This is a genomic window from Pseudomonas sp. JL3 (assembly GCF_031570575.1).
In the GTDB taxonomy this organism is placed as follows: Bacteria; Pseudomonadota; Gammaproteobacteria; order Pseudomonadales; family Pseudomonadaceae; genus Aquipseudomonas; species Aquipseudomonas cucumis.
On sequence record NZ_JAKWJK010000001.1, the window covers coordinates 614,471 to 636,223 of the forward strand.

The 21,753-nt window shown below is 59.6% G+C and carries 18 protein-coding genes and 1 pseudogene; 3 read left to right on the forward strand and 16 right to left on the reverse strand.

Annotated features, from left to right (window positions below; genetic code table 11):
• Positions 1–38 precede the first annotated feature (38 nt).
• Complete coding sequence (locus tag MMG91_RS02635; protein WP_310658638.1) at positions 39–1,136, forward strand: polyamine ABC transporter substrate-binding protein; 1,098 nt, start codon at positions 39–41, stop codon at positions 1,134–1,136.
• Between the two features lie 178 nt (positions 1,137–1,314).
• Here MMG91_RS02635 and thpR read toward each other — a convergent pair whose 3' ends face one another.
• Entirely contained in the window at positions 1,315–1,854 is a 540-nt protein-coding gene (gene thpR, locus MMG91_RS02640) for an RNA 2',3'-cyclic phosphodiesterase (protein ID WP_310658639.1), read from the reverse strand.
• Positions 1,855–1,980: 126 nt separating this feature from the next.
• On the opposite strand from thpR, the gene MMG91_RS02645 reads away from it, so the two are divergent.
• Positions 1,981–2,175 carry a hypothetical protein gene (locus MMG91_RS02645; RefSeq protein WP_305421769.1) on the forward strand — a complete coding sequence of 65 codons (195 nt, stop codon included), beginning with the start codon at positions 1,981–1,983 and terminating at the stop codon, positions 2,173–2,175.
• A gap of 13 nt (positions 2,176–2,188) precedes the next feature.
• Here MMG91_RS02645 and MMG91_RS02650 read toward each other — a convergent pair whose 3' ends face one another.
• Both MMG91_RS02650 and MMG91_RS02655 read right to left on the reverse strand, forming a co-directional pair.
• Positions 2,189–2,542 (reverse strand): DUF1428 domain-containing protein, encoded by a 354-nt coding sequence (locus MMG91_RS02650; protein ID WP_305421770.1) that lies wholly within the window; start codon positions 2,540–2,542, stop codon positions 2,189–2,191.
• Between the two features lie 16 nt (positions 2,543–2,558).
• The gene (locus MMG91_RS02655) at positions 2,559–3,632 is read right to left on the reverse strand and encodes a hypothetical protein (protein WP_310658640.1); all 1,074 of its coding nucleotides are present in this window, start codon (positions 3,630–3,632) and stop codon (positions 2,559–2,561) included.
• A 468-nt stretch (positions 3,633–4,100) separates the two neighbouring features.
• On the opposite strand from MMG91_RS02655, the gene MMG91_RS02660 reads away from it, so the two are divergent.
• Positions 4,101–4,370 carry a hypothetical protein gene (locus MMG91_RS02660; protein WP_310658641.1) on the forward strand — a complete coding sequence of 90 codons (270 nt, stop codon included), beginning with the start codon at positions 4,101–4,103 and terminating at the stop codon, positions 4,368–4,370.
• 50 nt (positions 4,371–4,420) lie between these two features.
• Here the strand turns inward: MMG91_RS02660 and MMG91_RS02665 are convergent, their stop codons facing one another.
• The 13 genes and pseudogenes from MMG91_RS02665 to MMG91_RS02725 all read right to left on the reverse strand — a co-directional run bounded on the left by MMG91_RS02665 (position 4,421) and on the right by MMG91_RS02725 (position 21,587).
• On the reverse strand, positions 4,421–7,291 hold the full coding sequence (locus MMG91_RS02665; protein WP_310658724.1) for a glycogen debranching N-terminal domain-containing protein: 2,871 nt from the start codon (positions 7,289–7,291) through the stop codon (positions 4,421–4,423).
• A gap of 18 nt (positions 7,292–7,309) precedes the next feature.
• Positions 7,310–7,639, reverse strand: a pseudogene (locus tag MMG91_RS02670) (glycosyltransferase); the annotation flags it as partial.
• A 113-nt stretch (positions 7,640–7,752) separates the two neighbouring features.
• Positions 7,753–8,700 carry an NAD-dependent epimerase/dehydratase family protein gene (locus MMG91_RS02675; RefSeq protein WP_310658642.1) on the reverse strand — a complete coding sequence of 316 codons (948 nt, stop codon included), beginning with the start codon at positions 8,698–8,700 and terminating at the stop codon, positions 7,753–7,755.
• Between the two features lie 7 nt (positions 8,701–8,707).
• On the reverse strand, positions 8,708–9,823 hold the full coding sequence (locus MMG91_RS02680) for an efflux RND transporter periplasmic adaptor subunit (protein WP_310658643.1): 1,116 nt from the start codon (positions 9,821–9,823) through the stop codon (positions 8,708–8,710).
• A gap of 6 nt (positions 9,824–9,829) precedes the next feature.
• Positions 9,830–10,792, reverse strand: a complete 963-nt coding sequence (locus tag MMG91_RS02685) for a hypothetical protein (protein ID WP_310658644.1) — start codon at positions 10,790–10,792, stop codon at positions 9,830–9,832.
• A 1-nt stretch (position 10,793) separates the two neighbouring features.
• Positions 10,794–12,122 (reverse strand): glycosyltransferase, encoded by a 1,329-nt coding sequence (locus MMG91_RS02690; RefSeq protein ID WP_310658645.1) that lies wholly within the window; start codon positions 12,120–12,122, stop codon positions 10,794–10,796.
• A 3-nt stretch (positions 12,123–12,125) separates the two neighbouring features.
• On the reverse strand, positions 12,126–13,514 hold the full coding sequence (locus tag MMG91_RS02695; RefSeq protein ID WP_405046508.1) for a diguanylate cyclase domain-containing protein: 1,389 nt from the start codon (positions 13,512–13,514) through the stop codon (positions 12,126–12,128).
• A 469-nt stretch (positions 13,515–13,983) separates the two neighbouring features.
• Entirely contained in the window at positions 13,984–14,706 is a 723-nt protein-coding gene (locus MMG91_RS02700; protein WP_310658647.1) for a DUF2238 domain-containing protein, read from the reverse strand.
• A gap of 317 nt (positions 14,707–15,023) precedes the next feature.
• Positions 15,024–15,818, reverse strand: coding sequence for a TonB family protein (locus MMG91_RS02705; RefSeq protein WP_310658648.1), 795 nt, complete (start codon positions 15,816–15,818; stop codon positions 15,024–15,026).
• Positions 15,815–16,261 (reverse strand): protein TolR, encoded by a 447-nt coding sequence (gene tolR / locus MMG91_RS02710; protein ID WP_310658649.1) that lies wholly within the window; start codon positions 16,259–16,261, stop codon positions 15,815–15,817. Before tolR ends, MMG91_RS02705 begins: the two co-directional genes overlap by 4 nt.
• A gap of 13 nt (positions 16,262–16,274) precedes the next feature.
• Positions 16,275–16,985: a protein TolQ gene (tolQ, locus tag MMG91_RS02715; protein ID WP_305449296.1), complete on the reverse strand. Its 711-nt coding sequence runs from the start codon at positions 16,983–16,985 to the stop codon at positions 16,275–16,277.
• A gap of 96 nt (positions 16,986–17,081) precedes the next feature.
• Positions 17,082–18,995 (reverse strand): phytase, encoded by a 1,914-nt coding sequence (locus tag MMG91_RS02720; protein WP_310658650.1) that lies wholly within the window; start codon positions 18,993–18,995, stop codon positions 17,082–17,084.
• 63 nt (positions 18,996–19,058) lie between these two features.
• Positions 19,059–21,587 carry a TonB-dependent receptor gene (locus MMG91_RS02725; RefSeq protein WP_310658651.1) on the reverse strand — a complete coding sequence of 843 codons (2,529 nt, stop codon included), beginning with the start codon at positions 21,585–21,587 and terminating at the stop codon, positions 19,059–19,061.
• Positions 21,588–21,753 lie beyond the last annotated feature (166 nt).

Genomic DNA, 21,753 nt, shown 5'->3' on the forward strand with positions numbered 1-21,753 from the left:
TTGCGTATTTGAATAAAAAAGAAAATGGAGTTGTACCGATGAAAATGTTTGGCAGGACTCTGCTGACACTGTCCTTATTGGGCGCGATGGCTACCGGTGCCCAGGCCAATGACAAGGTATTGCGCGTCTACAACTGGTCGGATTACATCGCCCCGGACACGGTCAAGAAGTTCGAAGACGAGACCGGCATCCGCGTGACCTACGATGTGTTCGACAGTAACGAAACCCTTGAGGCACGCTTGCTGGCCGGTAAATCCGGCTACGACATTGTGGTGCCGTCCAACAGTTTCCTGGCCAAGCAGATCAAGGCCGGCGTGTATCAGCCGCTGGATAAATCGAAGCTGTCGAACTGGAAAAACCTCAACCCGGTGCTGCTGAAAAACGCCTCCGCCAGCGACCCTGACAATGGCCACGCTTTCCCGTACATGTGGGGTTCGATCGGTATCGGTTACAACCCGGCCAAGGTCAAGGAAGTGCTGGGCACTGATGCCCCAGTGAATTCCTGGGACCTGCTGTTCAAACCGGAAAACGCCGCGAAGCTCAAAGCCTGCGGCATCAGCTTTCTTGATTCGCCGACAGAAATGCTCCCGGCCGCCCTGCACTATCTAGGCTACCCGGTGAACTCTCAGGACAAGGCGCAGATCGCCGAAGCCGAAGCGCTGTTCATGAAGATTCGCCCGTCGGTGGCTTATTTCCATTCGTCGAAGTACATCTCCGACCTGGCCAACGGCAATATCTGCGTCGCCGTCGGTTACTCCGGCGACGTGCTACAAGCCAAGGCCCGTGCCAAGGAAGTCGGCGACAAGGTAAAGATCGAATACAGCATCCCGAAAGAAGGCGCCGGCAGCTTTTACGACATGGTCGCCATCCCACGGGACGCGGCCAACGTCGACAATGCCTACCTGTTCATGAACTTCCTGATGCGCCCGGACATCATCGCCGAAGTCACCAACAGCATCGGCTACAGCAACGCCAACGCGGCGGCCACGCCACTGGTGGATCAAGCCATTCGCGACGACCCGGGGTCCTACCCGCCGCAAGCGGTGATGGCGACGTTGTATGCGATTCCAGATATGCCGATCGGTATTCAGCGGGTGATGACCCGGGGCTGGACGCGGGTGAAACTCGGTAAATAATCCCATCCTGCCCGCCTCACTGATCGTTCCCACGCTCTGCGTGGGAACGATCAGTGGCAAGGTTTCAACCATTTCCCGTTCACGCAGCGCCTTACCACCGCTGCACGCTTCTGAAGAAGAACGGCTTCACCTGGCTTCCTCGGTCAAGGTGAATTTCAGGCGCTCTCGGGCGCCTTTTTTATGCATAAACCAACGGCCATTCGGCCAACGCCCGGTAGCGGCCTTTATGGGATTCGAACAAGGTGAAGCGGTCAGCACGCAGGAAAAACTCTGGCGGCGTAGCGGATTCGGGGACCGGCGCCCGGTAGTCGCGCATCAGGGTCAAATGCGGGCGAAATTCCCGACGGGTGTCCTCAAAGCCAAACGGCAACATGGCCTGCTCCAGCGCATACACCAACTGCAGCAACTGCGGTTCTGCCTGCGCGGGCGCCAGCAACAGAACCCCGGATCGACGCCAGACTTCCAGGCGATCAAGCACAACCGTCAACGGTACGCCGGGCATCCGCACATTGGCGGCGGCCTCGCAGACGCCCGCTATCTGCGCCATCCCCACCGTGCCGAGAAACAGCAGCGTCAGATGAAAGTTCTCCGCCGGCACCGGGCGCCCGATGTTGAGCCCCAGCGCGTTGCGCCATTGGGCGATGGCCCGGCGTTGTTCGGGGGCGCAGTTCAGGGCGAAGAACAGCCGCTTGAACGGCTCACGGGATTCATCGCTCATGTCTGCCACCTCAAGGCTTCGGGGACCCTTTGATTTTACAAAGGGATACCACGTCAGCAAGTGCATTTCTGGCACGTGCCGGCATGCGCGTTATAGTTGAAGCAACCGAATCGACGGGAGGGCGCCATGCGTCAGATCATCAGTAAAGAGCCATGGTGGGCCGTGCCACCGAAGCCCGGTCAGGATGAGTTCGAGCTGGAATGGGGCTGGCTGGTTCACTACAACGAAGGTGAGCCGCGCTTCGAGTTCATCAAGGAGCGACCCTCGGACAGCGAGATTCGTAACCGCAAAAGCTGCAGGACCACCCCGACGCCAGAGTGATCCTGCTGCCACCTCAGGCTTTGACGAGCATCTCGAAACCGCCAAATATCGCCCGCTGGCCGTCGAACGGCATCGGATTGACGTCGGGTTGCATCCGCGGATCGCTCATGAGTTTCGCCATCCCGGCATCACGGGTAGCCTTGTCGGGCCAGACGATCCAGGAAAACACCACGGTTTCGTCTTCCTTGAGTTTTACCGCCATAGGGAACGAAGTCACTTTGCCATCGGGCACGTCATCGCCCCAGCATTCGGCGAGGCTGAGTGCACCGTTTTCCTTGAAGATCGCGGCGGCGGATTGCGCGTGTTGCTTGAATTTTTCGCGGTTGGCGGTGGGTACTGCAGCGACGAAGCCATCGACATAAGCCATGATCGTTCTCCTCGGGTTATGGGGTGATCCGCTGGGTAGTCGAATCAACGTGGCTAAAATCGACAGATCCCGCGTTCTGATCGACCGACGGCTCGACTGGCTGTTCGATGGTGGCGGCCAGGCTGCCCTCGATTTGCCTGGCCATGTACAGCGTTCCGGCCATGACGCCGGTAGCGGGGTTATCCACCAGCTTCACCCACGCCTTGTCGAACGAATTGCCCAGGCTGCTGCGGATCAGCGCTTCGCTATCGGGCCGGTCGTTGGCCTGAATAATCGCGCGCACCCCCGCCACTCCCATGGAAATCAACGCCCCGGCCGCCTTCCCCACCACTGCCGCCACCGCACTGGCCGCTCCTCGGGGGGCCATTTCGGCTTCTATTCGCTTACTGGCACGCTTGGCCACCGGCGCCATGCCGGCGTCCGTCGAAGCAATGCCCTTCTCGCCGCCCGCCGTATGGATTCTCTCGATCAGCGCCAGGTAGGCCGGTAATTTGCTCAGTTCAGCATGCACCACCTGGTACAGCGAAGCGTCACGGGTGGACGGTGGGCCCAGCGAAATAGCCGGAATTTTCTGGACACGACTGTTGAGCTGCGCCATGGGCACGCCATGACGCTTGGAAATAACTTCGAGTTGCTGACCCATCAGCTGCACATAAAACTCTGTCGCCTGGCCGAGAATCGCGTCGGGTTCGATTTCCACCGCCACCGGTTCCAGCACGCGCCGGTGATATTGCTCCAGCAGATAGGCCGCCAGGCGTTTGGCCGAGGCATCCTGTTCGTCCCCGGCGTTGATGGCGTACCAACTGACTTTCATCGACAGCCATTCCTGGGTCCAGTAGCTGCTGAACCACGGAATGAACACTTCTTCGGTTTGCTGATAAACCCGCGTGCGCCAATGCTCCATGGACCCGCGAGCGTAAACCCTGGCCTGTTCGGTGGCCTGCTGGGAAGCGGCGACAATCTCCCGGTCCACCTGCTGCCAAGTGCTCTGGGACACCACCACCGGCACCACGACTACCGGCGCACGCGTGGGCGTGGCGCATCCCGCCAATATCATCAACACAGCGACGATCAGCGAACGCAGGTTCAAGATCGCGGGGTCCTACATTTCTCGCCGAACGAAGTGTCCGACGCTAAAGAGCGTGCTGATTTGAGTATAGGTCGGGGGCGGGTGTGGCGAGGGAGCTTGCTCCCGCTGGGGCGCGGAGCGGCCCTGAAACCTGCCACCGCGGTGGTCCAGATATAACGCAGGCGTCTTTTATTGCGACTGCTTCGCAGCCGAGCGGGAGCAAGCTCCCTCGCCACAATGGATGACCTTGGCTCCTACTTTCTCTGCGCAGATAGCCACCATCATTCACGTCAATATTCACCATCGCCGCGAATGCCTTCCGCAAAAAAACCGTCAGGTGCAGGATCAACCTCATCCCCATTTCAAACCCCGCACGGAGGGGCAAATCATGTTGATCCATCTCCTGACCTGCCTGGCCCTGACGGCCGTCACCCTGACCCTGTTTTCCCGCTTTGTGCTGGATATCGGTCAAACCGAGGAGCCGAAATCATGATTCATTCCGTCAGCCTCGCCGTGAGCTTTCCGGTATTCGGCAGCAACTATTACTCGCAACAGGTCGTCTCGCGCAAAGCGGTCGCGCTGGTGTTCGACAAGCACTTCGAAGCCTTGCTGATGCCGGCAGCGGCCAATCACTTCAGTAACGAAGTGGTCGGGCTCAACGATCAATTCCGCTTTTTGAATGACGTGCTGGTCGAGCATCTGCTGGAGACTGAAATGACCCGGCATTCGTCACGATCAGGGCAAGCATTCACCTTCTGACACGCTGGGTGATATTCAGAATCCTGATACGAAAGCCCACGCTCATCACCCTAACTGGTGCTCAAGATCCGCACCGGCCCTTGGCGATTGAGAACCTCGATCATCACGTTCTTGCCCGAACGCCTGAGCATCAAATCCACAGATTCAGTACCCAATGCCAGACGCCGCAAGGCGATGGTGTCCAGAAACGCCGGGAGCACCGGTTCGTCGAACAGGATGTTGAGTTTCCTCGGCCTGAAGCTCAGCCCCAGGCACGACTGAATCATCGACAACGGCGCAGCGGCGGCCCAAGCCTGGGGCATGCACGCGACTGGATAGAACGTCGGCCCTTGGGTGCGTTGCCGGGCAAAGCCGCAGAACAGTTCGGGCAGGCGCCGCAGATCGATGTAGGTGGACGCGGCGAACAGGCCTTCGAAAATCCGCGCTGCATCCTGACGAAAACCGTAATGGGCGAAGCCCGCGGCAATCAAGGCATTGTCATGGGGCCAGACGGAGCCATTGTGGTAACTCATCGGGTTATAGCGGGCCTGGGAAGACGCGACGGTGCGCACGCCCCAGCCGGAAAAGGATGAGCGGTCCATCAGGGCGCTGACGACCGATGCCGCGCGTTCCGGGTAAGCGATGCCCGCAAACAGCGCATGGCCGGCATTGGAGGTGCGGATTCGACAGGGTTTTTTGTTGCCGTCCAGAGCCAATACATAAGTGCCCAGTTCTTCGTCGAAGAAGCGGTTATCGAATTCTTCGCGCAAGCGTTGAGCCTTGTATTTCAAGCGTTGGGCCCGGTCCGGATCACCCAGCCGACGAGCGATTTTAGCGGCACCAGTCCAGGCGCCATACACGTAGGCCTGAACTTCGACAATCGCAATCGGGCCCACGGCCAGTTGCCCATCAGCATGGAAAACCGAATCGTGGCTGTCCTTCCAGCCCTGGTTAATCAGCCCCTCGGCGGACTGCCGGCCATACTCGACAAAACCATCGCCATCCCGGTCGCCATACTCCTCGATCCAGTTCAGCGCCGCTTCGATATTGGGCCAAAGCTGACGCAGTGTGCCCAAGTCATTGGTGCGCTCCAGATACGCGGCGGCCAGCATGACGAACAGCGGCGTGGAGTCGATGCTGCCGTAGTAACGTCGGAACGGCACCTCGCCTAACTCGGCCATTTCTCCCAACCTTATCTCGTGCAGGATTTTACCGGGCTCGGAGTCGGCGTGGGGGTCGACGATGGTTGCCTGGTTGACGGCCAGATGCCCGAGCACGCCTTTGGCAATGCCGGGATCGAACCACAGCATCTCCCATGCCGTGATCAGCGCATCTCGTCCGAAAACGGTGCTGAACCATGGAATACCGGCATAGGGATATAGCCCCTCGCGGGTTTTAGTCATGAGCATGTAGAGGTCGGAAACGCTGCGGCTGACCGCCTCGTTGAACACATCGTGGGAGGTCACCACCGAGGCTGCCCGCGAAGAGAATGTGCGTAACTCGCGCCGGGAATCGCGCAATGAAATGAAGAACCCGTGGCGCACCGTAAACGGCGGATTTTGCACGCCGCAGTTGATGTCCATGAACAGCGACTGGCTTTCCCCCGGGGCCAACCGCACCTCGAACAACGCCGAATCGCAGGTCAGGCTGGCCGGCACCGGGGCGAAACGCAGACGGGTCATGCGCCGTTTGTGGTCCAGGCCGGTGTAGGAAAGCACGACCTCTTCATCGGTGATCTCTGCCCGATGCCCCTCTCCGCGTTGCGGGCGCCGGGCACCGCGAACTTCGAACAGGTCTTTGAAGTCGGCCGCGAACTGGATTCTCAATTGCAGATGCTGGGGCGAGTCGTCGAAATTGCGCAGGGTCAGGCGTTCATAGCAGGACCCCTTCCACAAGAACCGTGAGCGGCGCAGATGGATCAAATCGTGGTGCAGGATTTTTTCACCACTAGTGTCGAACAGATCCGGGTTGGTCAGGTCGCAGGTGAGCATCGCATTGTCATCACGCAGCGTGGAACTGAGCAACAGCGGCCGCGCGCCGTTAAGCGTCAGGTAGAGCCCGGAAAGGTGTCGGGTATCGGTATGGAAAATCCCTTGTGGGCTGTCGTCTGCAAACAACACGTCACCATTGGGATCGAACACGGCGAAGGTGTCGTTGTTTTTCAGGTTACGCAAACGCAACTCTTGCAGCGACGCGGTGGCCGGAATATCGAAGGGTGTGGAGGGATGGCCATAGGTGTTGCCCGCCGTCAGGTGGCGATACAACTCCAGATAGTTGTTGGTCATGCGTTCGACCGTGAACCGTTCGTCGAACCTGGCCCGCACCTTGCGCCGATCCAGTTCTCCCAACCGCTGCACTGCCGCCACCGCCCCGGCGACGCCATCGACGATGTAACCGGACACACCCTCGTCGATCACTTCCGGCACCGAGCCGTGAGCGAAGGCAATAACCGGTGTGCCGCAGGCCATGGCTTCGATCATGACCAGACCGAACGGTTCGGGCCAGTCGATGGGAAAGATCAAGGCGCGGGCATTGCCCAGCAAGTCTGCCTTTTGGGATTCATCGATCTCGCCGAGAAATTCAACATTCGGATGGCTGGCGATCATCGGTGCGATGGCTTCTTCCCAATACACCTGATCAGCCTTGTCGACCTTGGCCGCGATCTTCAATGACAGCCCGGCTTTGGAGGCAATCTCGATGGCCCGGTCGGGGCGTTTTTCGGGAGAAATGCGCCCCAGAAACACCAGGTAATCGCCAATCGGCTCGGGGTTGAAGGCCAGCAGATCCCCCGGAATGCCGTGATAGACATTGCCCACCCAATTGACGTCACCCTTCACCGGGGTGCGTTGCGCCTTGGACACCGAGACCAGCGGCACCTCGGGAAAGTGAGGGTAAAAGGATTGGTAGTCCGCAATGTCCAGACGCCCGTGAAGCGTGGTCACGCTACGCCCGACCAAGTGTCGAATCATAGGAAAATGGAAGATATCGACATGAAAATGCATCACATCAAATTGATCCGCCTGCCGCAGGACCTGATCGAGCATCAGAATGTGATGAACCGCCCCGTCCTTGACGCGTGGATCGAACCGCAGGGCCTGGGGCGCACCTGGTTCCAGGCGTGCCGAGGTTTGCGAATCGCCACTGGCGAAGAGCGTGACATCGTGTCCCTGTCGTACCAACTCTTCGGTCAGGTAAGACACAATCCGCTCAGTGCCACCGTACAAACGGGGCGGACAACGTTCGGTAAGCGGCGCGATCTGAGCGATCCTCATTGAGGGGCCCTCCGTCATGGGGTCGAAGGATAAAGGCCTCCTGCATCTCGGCGTCTGAGGTCCGGCGGCCTTATCCTCGATTGACGGTGCGCCTGCGACAACAGTTCCATCCGGTTATACGCCCCGGGTGCTCACCGGTCACCGCTCTCCAGACTTCTGAGCAAGTGACCCAAACCATCGGCAAAACAGGTCGGCTCGGTGCACCGAAAACGTTCGAGCAAACGCTTGTTATCGGCCCGGGAATGGCGAATGTCACCAGAACGCGGCGCAGCATAATTCAACGCCAGAGGCCGCCCCAGCAGAGTGCTCAATGCGGCCGCCAGCTGGTTGATGCTGGTGGAACGGTTGAAACCGACATTGACCGGTTCGCCGCTCGGCTCCGATTCTTTCACCGCCTGTACCAGCACCTTTACAAGGTCCTCCACGTAAACGAAATCCCGGGTCTGTTCGCCGTCCCCATACACGGTGACGGGCAGGTGTTTCTTGGCTCTTTCGCTGAAAATACTGATGACCCCGGAGTAAGGCGATGAAGGGTCCTGGCGTGGTCCGTAAATGTTGAAAAAGCGCAGAATCACTGGCTCCAGACCATGCTGACGGCGATAAAAATCGAAGAAATGCTCACTGGCCAGTTTGTCCGCGGCATAGGGCGTCAATGGGGCTTTGGGCGTGTCTTCGGTGATGGCCGTGCCCTCGCCGTTGTTGCCATAGATGGCCGCACTGGAGGCGAACACTACCCTTCTCAGGCCGGCCTGGCGCATGGCTTCGCAGATGTTCAGCGTCCCGATGAAGTTGCTTTGATGGGTGGCGACCGGGTCTTCGACCGACGCCTGAACCGAGGCGACCGCGGCCAGATGCACCACCGCGCTGCAATCTTTCAGGGCGCGCTCCACCGTCGGCGCGTCCGCGACATCCCCGACTATCAGGCTCAAATGCGCCCGATCCACCGGCAGATTCGCCAGTTTTCCGGTTGAAAGATCATCCAGTACCCGAACGCCATAGCCGTTTTCAAGCAAGGCTTCGACCAGGTGCGAACCAATGAAGCCCGCGCCACCCGTCACAAGAATTCGATCAGCAGACATGGCAAATTCACTCTGGAGTAGTGGTTGTAGGTCGATCCATCGCGACGAGCCCCTCGACTTTTTCCATCAACGCCCGGCCGGCACTGAACATCTCTTGCCAATCGGTGGGGAAACGAACATTCAAGGGCAGTTGATCGATTCGCCAGCGCGACGGCAGCGGGTCATCGAACCGGGCTGCGACCTGCAAACCCATTTCACTGGCGGCAAACGGGCCGCGCAGCACAGTCGGCGTGCGGCCGGCGCTGTCCACCGCCTGCACGACGTGAGCCGCCAACCACTGGCCATCCGGCATGCGCACGCGCAACGGCTGACCGATCGCGGCGTAACTGATATTGAGCGGCTCCAGATAAATCCAAAGCAATGGGTCCTCCAGTCGCTCCAGGCGCATCAACAGCGTGCCGGCACCGACGTTTTCACCTGGAGTCACCAGCACTTCCGCGATCCGGCCGCTCTGTCCTGCCTTGATCGACAATGCGGCGAGACGCGTCTTCAACCACTGCTGCTCGGCGTTCTGCTGAATGATCTCTCGCTCAAGCCCTTGCGGGGGCTGACGCGCCAGTTGCTCGCGGCGTTCAAACGCCAACAAGTCCGCTCGAAACCCGTCGAGCTCCGACTGCGCTGCCAGCACCTCGCCGCGAGCCGCCGCGCCTCGGTCAGCCAGGTACCCCAATTCCTTGATCTTTTGTTCCGCCCTGCCGATTCGGGTCTTGAGCAACTGACGCTCGCGGCCACCCAATTGGGCAGTGCCGGTGCCTGTGCCCGTCGCCTTGGTCGGCATGGCGGCCAGTTGCGCCAGCCGGGCCCGCCATTCCGGGTTGTCCAGAGTGACTAGCATCTGATCGGCCTCGACTTGCTCGCCCGCCTTTGCAAACAGCTGATCGACCCGGCCGGCATCGCGCGCGCGCACCTCGTAAATCGGCAAGCGCAATTGCGCCGGTGCATCGATCATCAGCATGCTGTAAGCCAGTTTTCCACCCAGCCAGATCAGTGGGCTGGCGACCAGCAACAGAATCAAATACCAGCGTGCGCGAAAGGCCATGCGCTTGCCCGGTGCGTACAGCACGCTCAAACCCTGCTCCTGGGTGGGGTTCAATTCTTTGCGACTATCGAAACGAATTTTCATGACGGCTCACCGTTTTGGGAAGTCTCGCCAGGCCTGCCAGTCAATACCGGCAACCCCCCGCGGTTGCAATTGTTCGCGCCAGGCGCTGGCCTGATGTTTCAACTGTTCAGTCGATGCGCCCGCCCAGCTTTCCGTGGCTGGCAATTCGGGTTCTGTGCTTTGGGCCAAACGAAATTGCAGCGCCGGCCAGCGCTGGGCGATTTGCTCCGTCATGCGTGCGCTGTTTTTCGGGTTGCGGGTGTAGATCATCAGGCTGACCTGATGCACGCCGGCCTCGGGAAGTGCGCAAGGCACACAGGTTTGCCCGGGTTTTGGTTCTGCGAACCAGCGATGATGGCTGGATATTTCCACCGGCCATGGGCTCTCGCTGGACGCCATGCGTAAGGTGTCGAGCCAGTTTTTCAGGCGCTGATCGGGGACGGGCATGCCCAGTTGTTCGACCTCGAGGTCCAGATGCAAGCTGCTGAATGCAAGCCCCTTCAACTTCTTCAATAAATCGCTGAGCTGGTGACGGTCCGTCGGCTCGATCCAGCTCGAATCGCCGAGCAACAGACTCACTTGCAGATCCTCGCGGGCCGCGTCCTCAAGCAGTTGTTCGAGCCGTCGGCGGGTCGTGATCAAGTCATTGACCTGTGCAGCCTTGAGGCCGAGGTAGATCTTCTCCATCCCGGCCTTGCGCAGGGCCTGAAGCTCTGCCTCGCGCCGATCGGGATCGAGCAACGCTTCGCTGTCCCAGACATAACTGGCCTGGGACCACTTACCCGAACGCGTCTGCGCCCCTGCCCCCGACTTCGGCGCTGGCGCCGATGTGGATGCCAGCAAGAAACGCAGTTGCCGCAGGTCGGCCTCGCCGGCGCGAAACATGGGGTCCGATTGCTGCTTGTCGATCAAGTCCTGAAGGGGCAGCGGTTGTGCGACGAGTGCCGCTGGGGGCAGCGACAGGGTCAAGGCTAGAAGTACTGATCGCATATCAAAACCTCGTGGCTCGTTTAAGAACCCACCACGGCGCCATCGAGGTCTCTTCATGGCCTCGACGAAACATCTCGTTGAGCATGGCCACTGCGCTCCAGCACCGAATGAGTAGCATGAACAGAGGGAAGACAGGCACCAACAACCCCAGGGTCACGTCCTGTCGAGGTCGGTCGGACACCATCGACAACATAGCGCCGAACAGCAGCAGGGTGATCATCAGGTACAGCAGGTAGATCAGAGCAAACAGAAACAACAGCGTCTTGCCCGGCAGAATGAAGAGCGCCAGCAAGGTGTAGATGAAGATGATGAACGGCAGCACCAACTGGAAAAAGAAGCCACTGAGCAGGATCATCAGGAAGGTTGGCCAGCCCAGTAAATCCGGGTTGATGTTGTGGTTGTGCTTTCTGACATACAGAAAAAACAGGTCGCCGTCCCAGCGCAAACGCTGCATCAGAAACTGCCTGAGGGTCGCGGGTGCATCGGTGTGCCCGATGGCTTCCGGCTCGAAAGGAATCTTCAAGTCGTGTCGCTTGAAGTAACTTTTGATGCGCAGCGTCAGGTCCAGATCTTCCGCGGTGTGGGTGTTCCAGCCACCGATTTTCACCAGGAAACTGCGGCGAAAAGCGCCAAAGGCACCCGAGACGTTATTCACCAGGTTCCATTCGGCCAGGCCGATTTTCGACATGTGAATCGACAACACGTATTCCAGCGCTTGCATCGCCGTGACCCAGGAGCCCCAGACTTTGCGCACCCGCAGGCTGCCAGCGACCGCAGGCACCGAAGGGTCTTCGAAATTGCGCACGATGGCGCTGACCATGTTGTTGTCGAAGGACGTATCACCGTCGAGCGCCATGACGATTTCGCCGCTGGCATGGGACAGGCCGGCGTTCAATGACGACACCCGTCCGCCCCTCTGCCATTTGGCGATCGGGCGCAAATGGCGCCGGGGGTACAACAGCGGGTCCACGTTAAAACGGCGAACGGCGCTGAGCGTCGGTTGATTCACCGTGGCGCCGTCCACCACCGGAATCATCTCGATGTGGCCGGGGTATGTCTGCTCGCACAGGCTCAACAGCGTGGTCTGGACATCCATCCCTTCGCTGTAGCAGGTGATGATGCAAGAGACCTTGGGCCGATAGAGACTGGTCTTCGGCACGCTGCTGCGCCGACGGGCAAACCAGCGCAATACGCCCAGTAGCACCATGATCGTCAGCGGCAATTCAAACACCAGAAACAACGGAAAGAGCATGTAGAACAACCGGCTCAAACCGTCCGTCCCCATGATCGCACTGAGCAGGCTGTAGAGTTGCTCCATCAACGGGCTCATGGCTTAAATCAACTCACTGGCAAGACGGGCCAGCAGCAGCTCGCCGTCTTCTTGTTCGAGCAAATCCCCGGGGGCAGTGAAGCTGACGACGCGCAGGGAAATGTCACTGACCTCCGGTGCGGAAAACAATTCGGCGACCCGGCCCAAACGCTGGGTGACAAACTCCAGCCCTTTGTTATCGGTGTGCGGCAGCATGATCCAGAAGAACTCTTCGGTGCTTCGCGAACAGCGGTCGGTTTCCCTGACGGACTCCTTCAGCCGATCCGTCAGGCTATCGATGAAGGCATGCCCGCGGTGCTCGCCAAGACGCGCCAGCGTACCGGCCAGATTGACGAAGCGCAGGCCGATCAGTGAGAACGCCGGTTGCTGGTAACGGCGCACCACCTGAAGCTGCCAGGTCAAAAGCTCGTAGAAATCCTTGCCGCCCAACAAATTGAGCCGACCGAAATGGTTGATTGATCGATCATTGAAGTCCTGGCGACACCGGAAGCGCCCCGCTTCCGCCAGGCGAAAGTCTCTAACTTCGCGTATGCGCAACTTGTCGGGCGCGTGGGACAGGCCGCAATCCAGGCAACGCGCCTGCACATCGGCGTCGACAAAAAACGCCTGGCATGAGCGGCAGCGGTAATTTTCCAAGGGGCGGTCGTAGTCACTGCCGATGTGCCGCAAACGGTTCAGGCAGTTGGGGCAGAGCAACAGGCCATCCTTGAGAAACGACTCCTGATGACCCACGTGACCACAGGTGAAGCAGTGCAATGAAGGTTGCCGTGAAATGTCCATCGCCTGGCATTCGGCGCACACATCAATGTAATTGAGGCGCCCCGAACCACAGTCCGAACACAGACGTACCCGATCAACCAGCACGCCCTCTTCCAGCCAGTCGTGCTGCACCATCAAACTGAGCCAGACAAACGGGTTGACCTGCTCGCTATCCGCCAGTGCCTCGAGCAGCGGATAGCGATAATGCTGGGGGACTTCGGGGTCGCGCAGGGCATACACATGGGCGTCGGCGCGTAACCACAGCCACGACAGCACCCGACCTTCAAACCGCTCGGGCGCAGAACCCTGCCGGAACAGGTTGAAGCGTTCTCGCCAGATCTCCCAGAGCATTTTTATTTCGCTGGTTTCGGCAGGGCATGGGCCATCGCCCAGCGCTTCACACCAGCTGTCCTGGTCTCGACAGCAATAAACGAGCTGGTAGCGATACGCTGGAGTCGAGCGCAATTTGCGCAACACTCGCCCGGCATAAGCCGCTGGCATATCAAGCAATAGAACATCGAATATGGGTGCAGCCAACAAACTGCTTAGATCCGAAAAGTGTTCAATCTCTGGAATATTAGAACTGGAAACTTTATGACCGAAAACTGCAATACGAGGATTTGGAGTCGACATGATGCACTCCCCCTAAGAAGCAACCAAGTGTGATCCAACACAAGACTACCAACACTAGCACCCCGCCAGAAAAATGCCCGACTAATTATCTAGTTATTTTTTGACACTAGCGCCGCCAAAATATTGCCACCAAACATCATGACTCGCCATTATTGATAACATTAAACACTAAGCAAATAACCATAATAAAACCCTTACAATTGAATAACTTATTATTGTAGCAAGCTAAACAACAAGGTAATTTGTATGAACATACAGCACAATTCAACCTCGCCTTAATGCGTCTTGTTACCAGATAAAAACACCTGCCATATTACAGGCACATTGCAATGACATTGATACTGCCCAGGATCAAATAAGTTCAACGCTATTCGTCGGCAAAACAACTACTGCGCGCACATTCCAAGTGTTACATCAACTTTACATTAGCGGCTTACCGACATCATTCAATTAGAACACTCTATAAATTTTATGAATTTTCTTCGGAGACATTTAATTGAACATTTCGATAAAACAACCGGCGCCGGAACCACACAACCCATAGCGTGAAGAACGCACCTCCAACCGCCAGCGCCATGTCGGCCTGAGAGTCCCATGGGTCATTTTGCGCAGCGACAAAAGCCTTGGCGGTGTCTTTTCCCAGGAATTGCCCACCTATCCATTCCACGATTTCATAGACCGCCGAGGTCGACAGAATGATATTCAGCGCGACAAATCCAACCCAGAAACCCCGCAGCGGCGTGATTCGCGCAAGCACTTCCCGAATCGGATAGACCATCAAGAGTCCATAGGTCAGATGGACCAGCCGATCATAATGATTGCGTTCAAACCCAAGGGTTTTGTTGAGGCTGACTCCGGTCAAGGCCGAGCACCAGCGGTCGTAGGGCACCAGCGCGTAGGTGTAGTGCGAACCCAGTTCATGGATACAGAGAAACACGAACACCAGGCTGATAGAGACGGCAGACAGACGGAACCGTCGGTAAACGCCCACCAGGACCATCACCAGCAGCAGGGCCAGCAGATTTTCAAGAACCCAATCCACTCGGCTACGGGGGGAAATACCCAGCGCTGTGACGATCAAAAGAAACACGATCAACAGCACCAGGTCGTATCGCGGGTGCTCCTGGGGCGTCATGACCGACAGAGGTCTGCTGTGGGTAATCAGGTCTTTTGCGCCTATCGACTTGCTCATTGGGCGCCTTCTTCTCGAGTCTTTTAAATTCGAGACGCGGCCGCTTCGCAAGTTCGTTTTTTCTGGGCGGGTATCGAGACCCGATACCCGCCTCCAACGCTTATTGAGGCCGGCGCACTGCCTGGTGAGTAGCAGCATGCGACGCTGCTCGCCTTCCTCGCTGACGGCGAATCGTGGTCGAGTTCGGCGTTGGTGCTTGGCGCCACGCCAGCACCACGACGTCAGGCGCAACGTGTGGCACCAGCGCAAACCCTCGCGGGGTCGCGACGACATCTCACGACCGCATAGCCGCACGCCGACCCGCTATGGGGCGCCGCTTACTTGATCCGGTAGTGAAAGGTGTTGCGCACGGCCGGCACCGCAACCGCGTGGCCGTCGACGATTCTCGGCTGGTAACGGAAGGTGTTGGCGGCGGTCAGCGACGGACGCATGAACAACGGATGGCAACCGTCCAGCACCTTGGGGTTCTCGATTCTGCCTTGCGGATTGACGGTGTATTCCACAGTGCAATCACCTTCGATGTTTTTATCCAGCGCCCGTTGCGGATAGTCCGGCGCTTCCTTGCTCAGCGGCAGGTATTGGCGGCTGTCGGCAGCCACCTGGGCGGCCTGCTGACGCGCACGCTCGGCGGCCAGGCGCGATTGTTCGGCGCGTTGTGCCTGCTCTTGGGCCTGGCGCTGCTGTTCGAGGTCATGAGTGCGTTTTTCTGTCTCCTGACGCTGGCGTTGTTGCTCGGCCTGGAGTTCGCGTTTTTTGTCTTCGACGCGTTTGCGCGCAAGAACGGCCTGTTCAAGCTTTTGCGCCTGGAGCTGCGGATCGATCGCAGGTTTGACGGGTTGGATGGGCGCCTCGGCAACCGGCTCCGGCGTCGGCGCCGCTACTGGTTCAGGCGCCTGTGGCTGCGGCGCCGGTGGCAACATCACCAATTGCGTCCTCAACACCGCTGGCTGTTCGACCGGAGGTTTCTCCAGCGACCAGCCGTGCAGCAGCAACGCCAGCACGATGGCATGCAGCCCTACCGCCAGGCTCGCCGCCAGACTGTTTTTCCAGAACCCGCTGCGAGCAGCGCCACGCAACGTCATGGATGGACCGGGCATGATCATAGCCGTCATTGCGGGGCCTCGGTCACCAGCCCGAGGTTGTTCACACCGCCCTGCTGCAATGCCGCCATGGCTGCGACCACACTGCCGTAACCGGCGTCCTTGTCGGCGCGAATGTAAACCTGGGTGTCACGGCGTCCGGCAACGATTTGCGCGACCTTGGCGCGCATCTCCTCAAGCGCCACCGCACTGTCGGTCTGGTGCTGCGTATCCAGTTCACCGCCGAGGTTCCAGTAATAACCACCCTCGGCCTTCACCGACAGGGTAAGGATTTGCTGGCGGGTATCGGTGGCCAACGCTTCACTGGCGACCTTGGGCAGTTCGATCTTCACACCCTGGGTCAGCATCGGTGCGGTGACCATGAAAATCACCAGCAGCACCAGCATCACATCGATGTACGGCACCACATTCATTTCGGCCTTGGGCCCGTGCTTGCGTTGCGGTCTGACGAGCATCTGCATTCTCCTCTCAGGCTGCGACGGCCAGGTTCATCGGCGTGCCATGCAAGGTGCGATGCAAGCGCACCTGCAATTCATTGCCGAAGGCGTAGTAGCGAGTCAGCAGGGTTTGGCTGCGCGCCGAAAAACGGTTGTAGGCGATCACCGCCGGGATGGCGGCAAACAGGCCGATGGCCGTGGCGATCAGCGCTTCGGCGATGCCCGGGGCCACGGTGGACAGCGTCGCCTGCTGCACCTGGGACAGGCCGAGGAAGGAATTCATGATCCCCCACACCGTGCCGAACAGGCCGATATAGGGGCTGACGGAACCGACCGTGGCGAGGAACTGCAAGCCCTTCTCCAGGCGGACTTCTTGCTCGCTGATGGCCACGTACAATGCCCGTTCAACGCCTTCGAGCACCACGTCGGCCGCATTCCCCGAGTGCTGTTTGAGGTGGCTGAACTCCTGAAACCCGGCGTGAAAAATCGGCTCGACCCCGGCTTCGCTGTCCGTGCCCTGTGCGGTCTCGCGGTACAGCGGCAACAGGTCCGCAGTGCTGCGAAAGCGCTGCATGAAGTTGTCGAGCTGCCGCTCGCGACGTTGCAGCACGCCGCTGCGCTGGATGATCAGGTACCAGCTGAGCACCGACGCCAGCAACAGGATGAGCATGACAGCTTTGACCAGCAGGCTGGCGTCACTGATCAGGCCCCAGATGGTCATGTGTTCCAGTGTCGCTTGCATGGTGAAACTCCTTGTCTGGCGCTCTCGGGCCGTCGATGCGCGACGGCCGTTGAGCTATTCGATGAAATGGTGATGACAGGTTGATGACTGGCCGAATCAGGGCAATTTCAACGCCTTGGTGACCTCGGCCCAGGGCACGAATTTGAAGTTCTGGGTTTGCTCGGGCATGCGTTTGCGGCCGTCCTGCACCACCAGCATGCCGTGGCTCCAGGGCCCGCCCAGGTTGGCCGAGGTGACTTCCAGGCCATCGGTCTCAGAGGCGCCGTCGATACCCGCCGCAGCGTTCAGCCCGACGCGGAATGCGCCGCGAGACGCGAACGGCGGTTCGGCATCGAGCACTACATAGCTGTCGTTGCCCTGGCTGGAGATCACCAAATAGTCCTGCGTCGCGCTTTGATAGAGCGCCAGCCCTTCCACATCCGCCTGCAATTGCGCACCGACCTTGATCACGCTGCTGAGCGTCGCCGGCTGATCGGTACGGGCGTCCACGGCCCAGACGCCGACGTCCTCTTCACCGAGAAACAAGCGCTGACGCTGGTCGTCGGCAACACAGCCTTCGGGCTGGCTGTCGACCTTGAACTGGCGCACCAACTCGCCCTGTACGCTGCCATCCGGCGCGCTCAAACGGTATTGCAGGAAGGTGCCGTCCTTGCCGTTGGCGATCGCATAGATTTCGCCGCTGGCCGGTTGAAACAGGCAGATGCCGTAGATGTCCTTGAGCGGCGTGGGAATCTCGCCGGTTTCGCGCAGTTCGCCGCTGGTGCGGTCGATGCTGAACAGGCTGAGACTGTTGTGATCGCGATTGCTCGCCACCGCGAGGTCGACGGTCTGCTGACCGAGCTTGAAGTTCGGTCGTATATCGACGTTGTTCAGCCGCCCCACCGGCAATTCCTGCAACAGCTTGCCTTGCAGGTCATACGCCATCAGCCCCTGCTTTTTATTGGTGCCCAGCACTCGACTCAGGGCGGGTTGCTGCGGGTGAATCCAGATCGCCGGATCATCCGCGGCATCGCCCTGGCGCCCGACCGGGTCGCTTTGGCTGATTGCTTTTACGTTCGCCAGCACCGGCGCCAAGGGCACCGGCGTGGCTTGCCAGTCGAGTTCGCCCTGATACAGGCGGCCGTCATCATCGTCGCGCAGCAGTACTTGCAAGCCTTTGGCTGTTGGGCGCAGGGCAAGGTTTTCCGGCTCCTTCATACCTGGCAACGTCAAAGTGGCCTGCGCCGCCCAGCGTTCGCCCTGCTGCTGATAAAGATGCAACTGCGCGGCTTTCGGATCGAGTGCGACGATGCCACCCGGCACCAGGGCCATTGCACCCGCGGCCTGTTTGATCTCGCCGAACGGTTCGCGCATGGCCACCGGTGTGCGCGTTACATCGGCTTCGGCATGCGCCGGGTAGGCCCACCAACCGACGTTCTCCTCATTGACCACCAATTGATTAGCGCCATCGTCGACCTGGCAGAACTGTGCCGACGGCGGCAGCGGCAGACCGCGCACCCGTTGCGGTTGCGGATTCAAAGTGGCGCCGTTGCCCACCAGCCATTGCTCACCCTTGCCCTCCTCGCCCACCAGAAACAGGAACAGGTTGCTGGCTTCGTCGCGGTACAGGCACAAGCCGTTCACCGGGTAATCCCGCGTCGGCAGATACACCGGTTGCCCCCAACTGCGCTTGGCCGGATCGAGGCTGACCAGCAGCGCTTGTTGACGGGCGTTGTCGAGGCTGGCCACCAGGATTTGTTGGCCGGCGGCGCGGCTGTCCAGGCTGCTGAACGAACCTTTCAGCCGCGCCAGCTCTTTGCCTTGGGCGTCGAGCAGCAGCAAGCCGTCACGCTCGCTGGCGGCCAGGCGTTCGGGGCCCAGGTCGACGGGCAAGAACGCGACCGCGTCGACCACCAGGTTCGGCGCCCAGGGTGTGAGGCTCAGGTTCGGCGCGGCCGCCATGGCCTGGCCGATGGTCAAGCTGATCAGGGTGGTCAGCAGACCGTGTTTGGGTAACCACGAAATACTCATGAACAGGCAAAGTCCTTGTCGTGCATCCATCATGGCGGCAGCACCGGGCTGCCGCCCCGGGGCTTAAAAGTGGGTGAAGGTCAGGCCGAGCTTGTAGGTCGGGCCGTATTCTTCGTACTGGCCGTTGTAGGAACGGCTGCCGGTGTAGACGAAGTACGGCTCGTCGGTGAGGTTCTGCGCCTCGAAGCTGACTTGCAGGTTTTTGGTCAGCGAATACCGCGCGCTGAAATCGACGAAGGTCTGGGCATCGACGTGCAGGTCATGGGCCTTGTCGTTGATCGAGGCCAGCTCAAAGAGGTAATCGGACTTGTAGTTGGCCGACAGGCGCAGGCTCAACTTGTCGTCTTCCCAACCGAGCATCAGGTTGCCGACGGTGTCGGACTGATTGGGCAAATCGATGCTGCGCTTGCGGTTGATACCACTGGCGGCGTCGAAGCCTTCGATCTCGGCATCAGAGCGGCTGAAGGTGGTGTTGGCGCCGAGCAGCAGGCCATTCCAGGGCGCCGGCAGCCAGTCGAATTTCTGCGAATAGGCCAGTTCCAGGCCATAGAGTTTGGCACTGTCGCCGTTGGCAAACGTATGGGCCTCGGAGAAATCGGCCCAGGCGCCGGTGCCCGCCAGGTCAGTGTTGTAGACGAAGTTCTTGATGTCTTTGTAGAACACGAACGCCGAGACCGTGCCGGCGTGGCCCATGTAATGCTCGATGCCCAGGTCGAGGTTGCTGGATTCCAGCGGCTTGAGGTCCGGATTACCGAAAGTCGCCTCGTCATCATCGATGACAAACCCCGGCGCCAGTTGGCCGAACGTCGGGCGCACCACGGACTTGGTCCAGGCCGCGCGCACCTGAGTGTTCTTGTCCAGTTGATAGCGCGCATGCAGGCCCGGCAGCCAGTGGTGATAACGGCGTTTGGTCTCGGTCGACTGGAACTCGCCATCGGTGGCGCCGGTGCCCTTGGCTTCGAACTCGGTGCCTTCGTAGCGCAGGCCGGCAATGAAACGCCAGTCATCGATATCGATGGTGTTCATCAGGTAGCCGGCGTTGATGTCTTCGCTGATCTTGAAGTCGTTGACCCGCGATTCGGTCTCGTCATAGAAGTCCGCTTGATTCAGGCCACCGATCAACTGCTTGATGGCGCTGCCGCTGATGCCCGGGCCGAACTGGCTGAGGCGATAATCCACGGTGCCTTTCTGGAATCGGCTGAGGTTGAGCTGCTCGTCGCTGAAACCCAGATCGTCGAAATCTTCATAGACCCAGGCGTCGAGGTTGTTGTCTTTGTTGCGGCGGCTGACCTTGCCGCCGAATTTGACCTGGGACGCATAGCCGCTGAGGTCGTAGTCGCGGGCCAGGTCCAGGCGCAGGTTTTTCTCGGTGTCGGTGGTTTTCTGTTTTTCCCAGTCGACCTTGTCGAGACTGAAGTTGTCCGGGTTGTAGAAGCTCTGACCGATGATGGACCGAGGCTTGTCGTTGTCGTAGAAACCGCTGTCGGCGAAATCGTCGGTGCCATTGAACGCGGCGTTGGCGATGTGGCCCGGGCTGTCTTCACTGGAGCGGCTGTAGCCGGCCTGGCCGCTGAGGGTCCAGAGGCCGAACATACGCTCGCCGCCCAATACGTAGGACTGGATTTCCTGGGTCTCTTCCCGTTGTTTGAGTTTGCGTGAGCCTTCGGCGTCGCCCAACTCCCCCGCCGCCAACGGGTCGGCAAATTCGAGGCTGGTGGAATTGCGCGTCTCGCTGTCCTTGTACCGACTGTACAGGGTGCGCAGGTAATAGCTGCTGAGGTCGTCGGGTTTGTAATCGAAGTTCAGGCCGCCACCGGCGCGCTCACGGCTGATGTCGTAGTCGCGTTGCTCGAACTCCTGCAATTTGGCGCCTTGCTCGAAGTCCCAGGCGCCGCCGGTTTCGACGTTGTCCGAGCCGAAGTCGCGCTTCTGCCAGCTCAGCGCCGCAGCGACGCCGAAGTTGTCGATGCCGTCGCCAAGGCTGAAACGATCACTGATGGCGCCGGAAAATTTCGGGCTGGTCTGGTGGGTATTTTTGTCGTAACTGGCTTCGCTGCTGCCGGTGTAGAACAGCCCTTTGTGGTCGAAGGCCGATAGGCTTTTCACATCCACGGTGCCGCCCAGGGAGTTGGCGTCCATGTCCGGGGTCAGGGTTTTGATCACCGACAAGGATTGCACCAACTCCGAGGGCAACACATCGAGGGCCACGGCCCGGCGTTCGCTTTCCGGCGATGGCACCAATGTGCCGTTGATGGTCACACTGTTCAGATCCGGACCGAGGCCGCGCACGCTGACAAACCGCCCTTCGCCCTGGTCGCGCTCGACGCTGACGCCCGGCAGGCGCTGCACCGCTTCGGCAACGTTTTCGTCCGGCAACTGCGCCACGCCGTCGGCATGCACCACGCTCTTGATGCTGTCGGAACTGCGCTGCTCCTTGAGCGCCTGATCAATGCTCGCCGCCTGGCCCACCACTTCGACGTGTTCGGTGTTCGCCACGGTTTCGGCGGCGCTCAGGCGTTCACTGGCGATCGCCATGGCCAGGGCGGTGAGCGTGAAGCCGACGACTCCGGCGGTGCTGTTGCGCTTGTACATGAATGTCCTCCCCCAAGAGTCCGTTAACGCCAGGCAAGAGGCCCGGCAACTGGGAGGGCACGCTAGGGATGGGGGATGACGGTTCTGTGACAGGGGTTGGCGGGAGGTGCGCTAAACCGGGGTTTTGCGGGGTTTCGGGGCGGGAAGTGAGCTTAAATGACTTGTT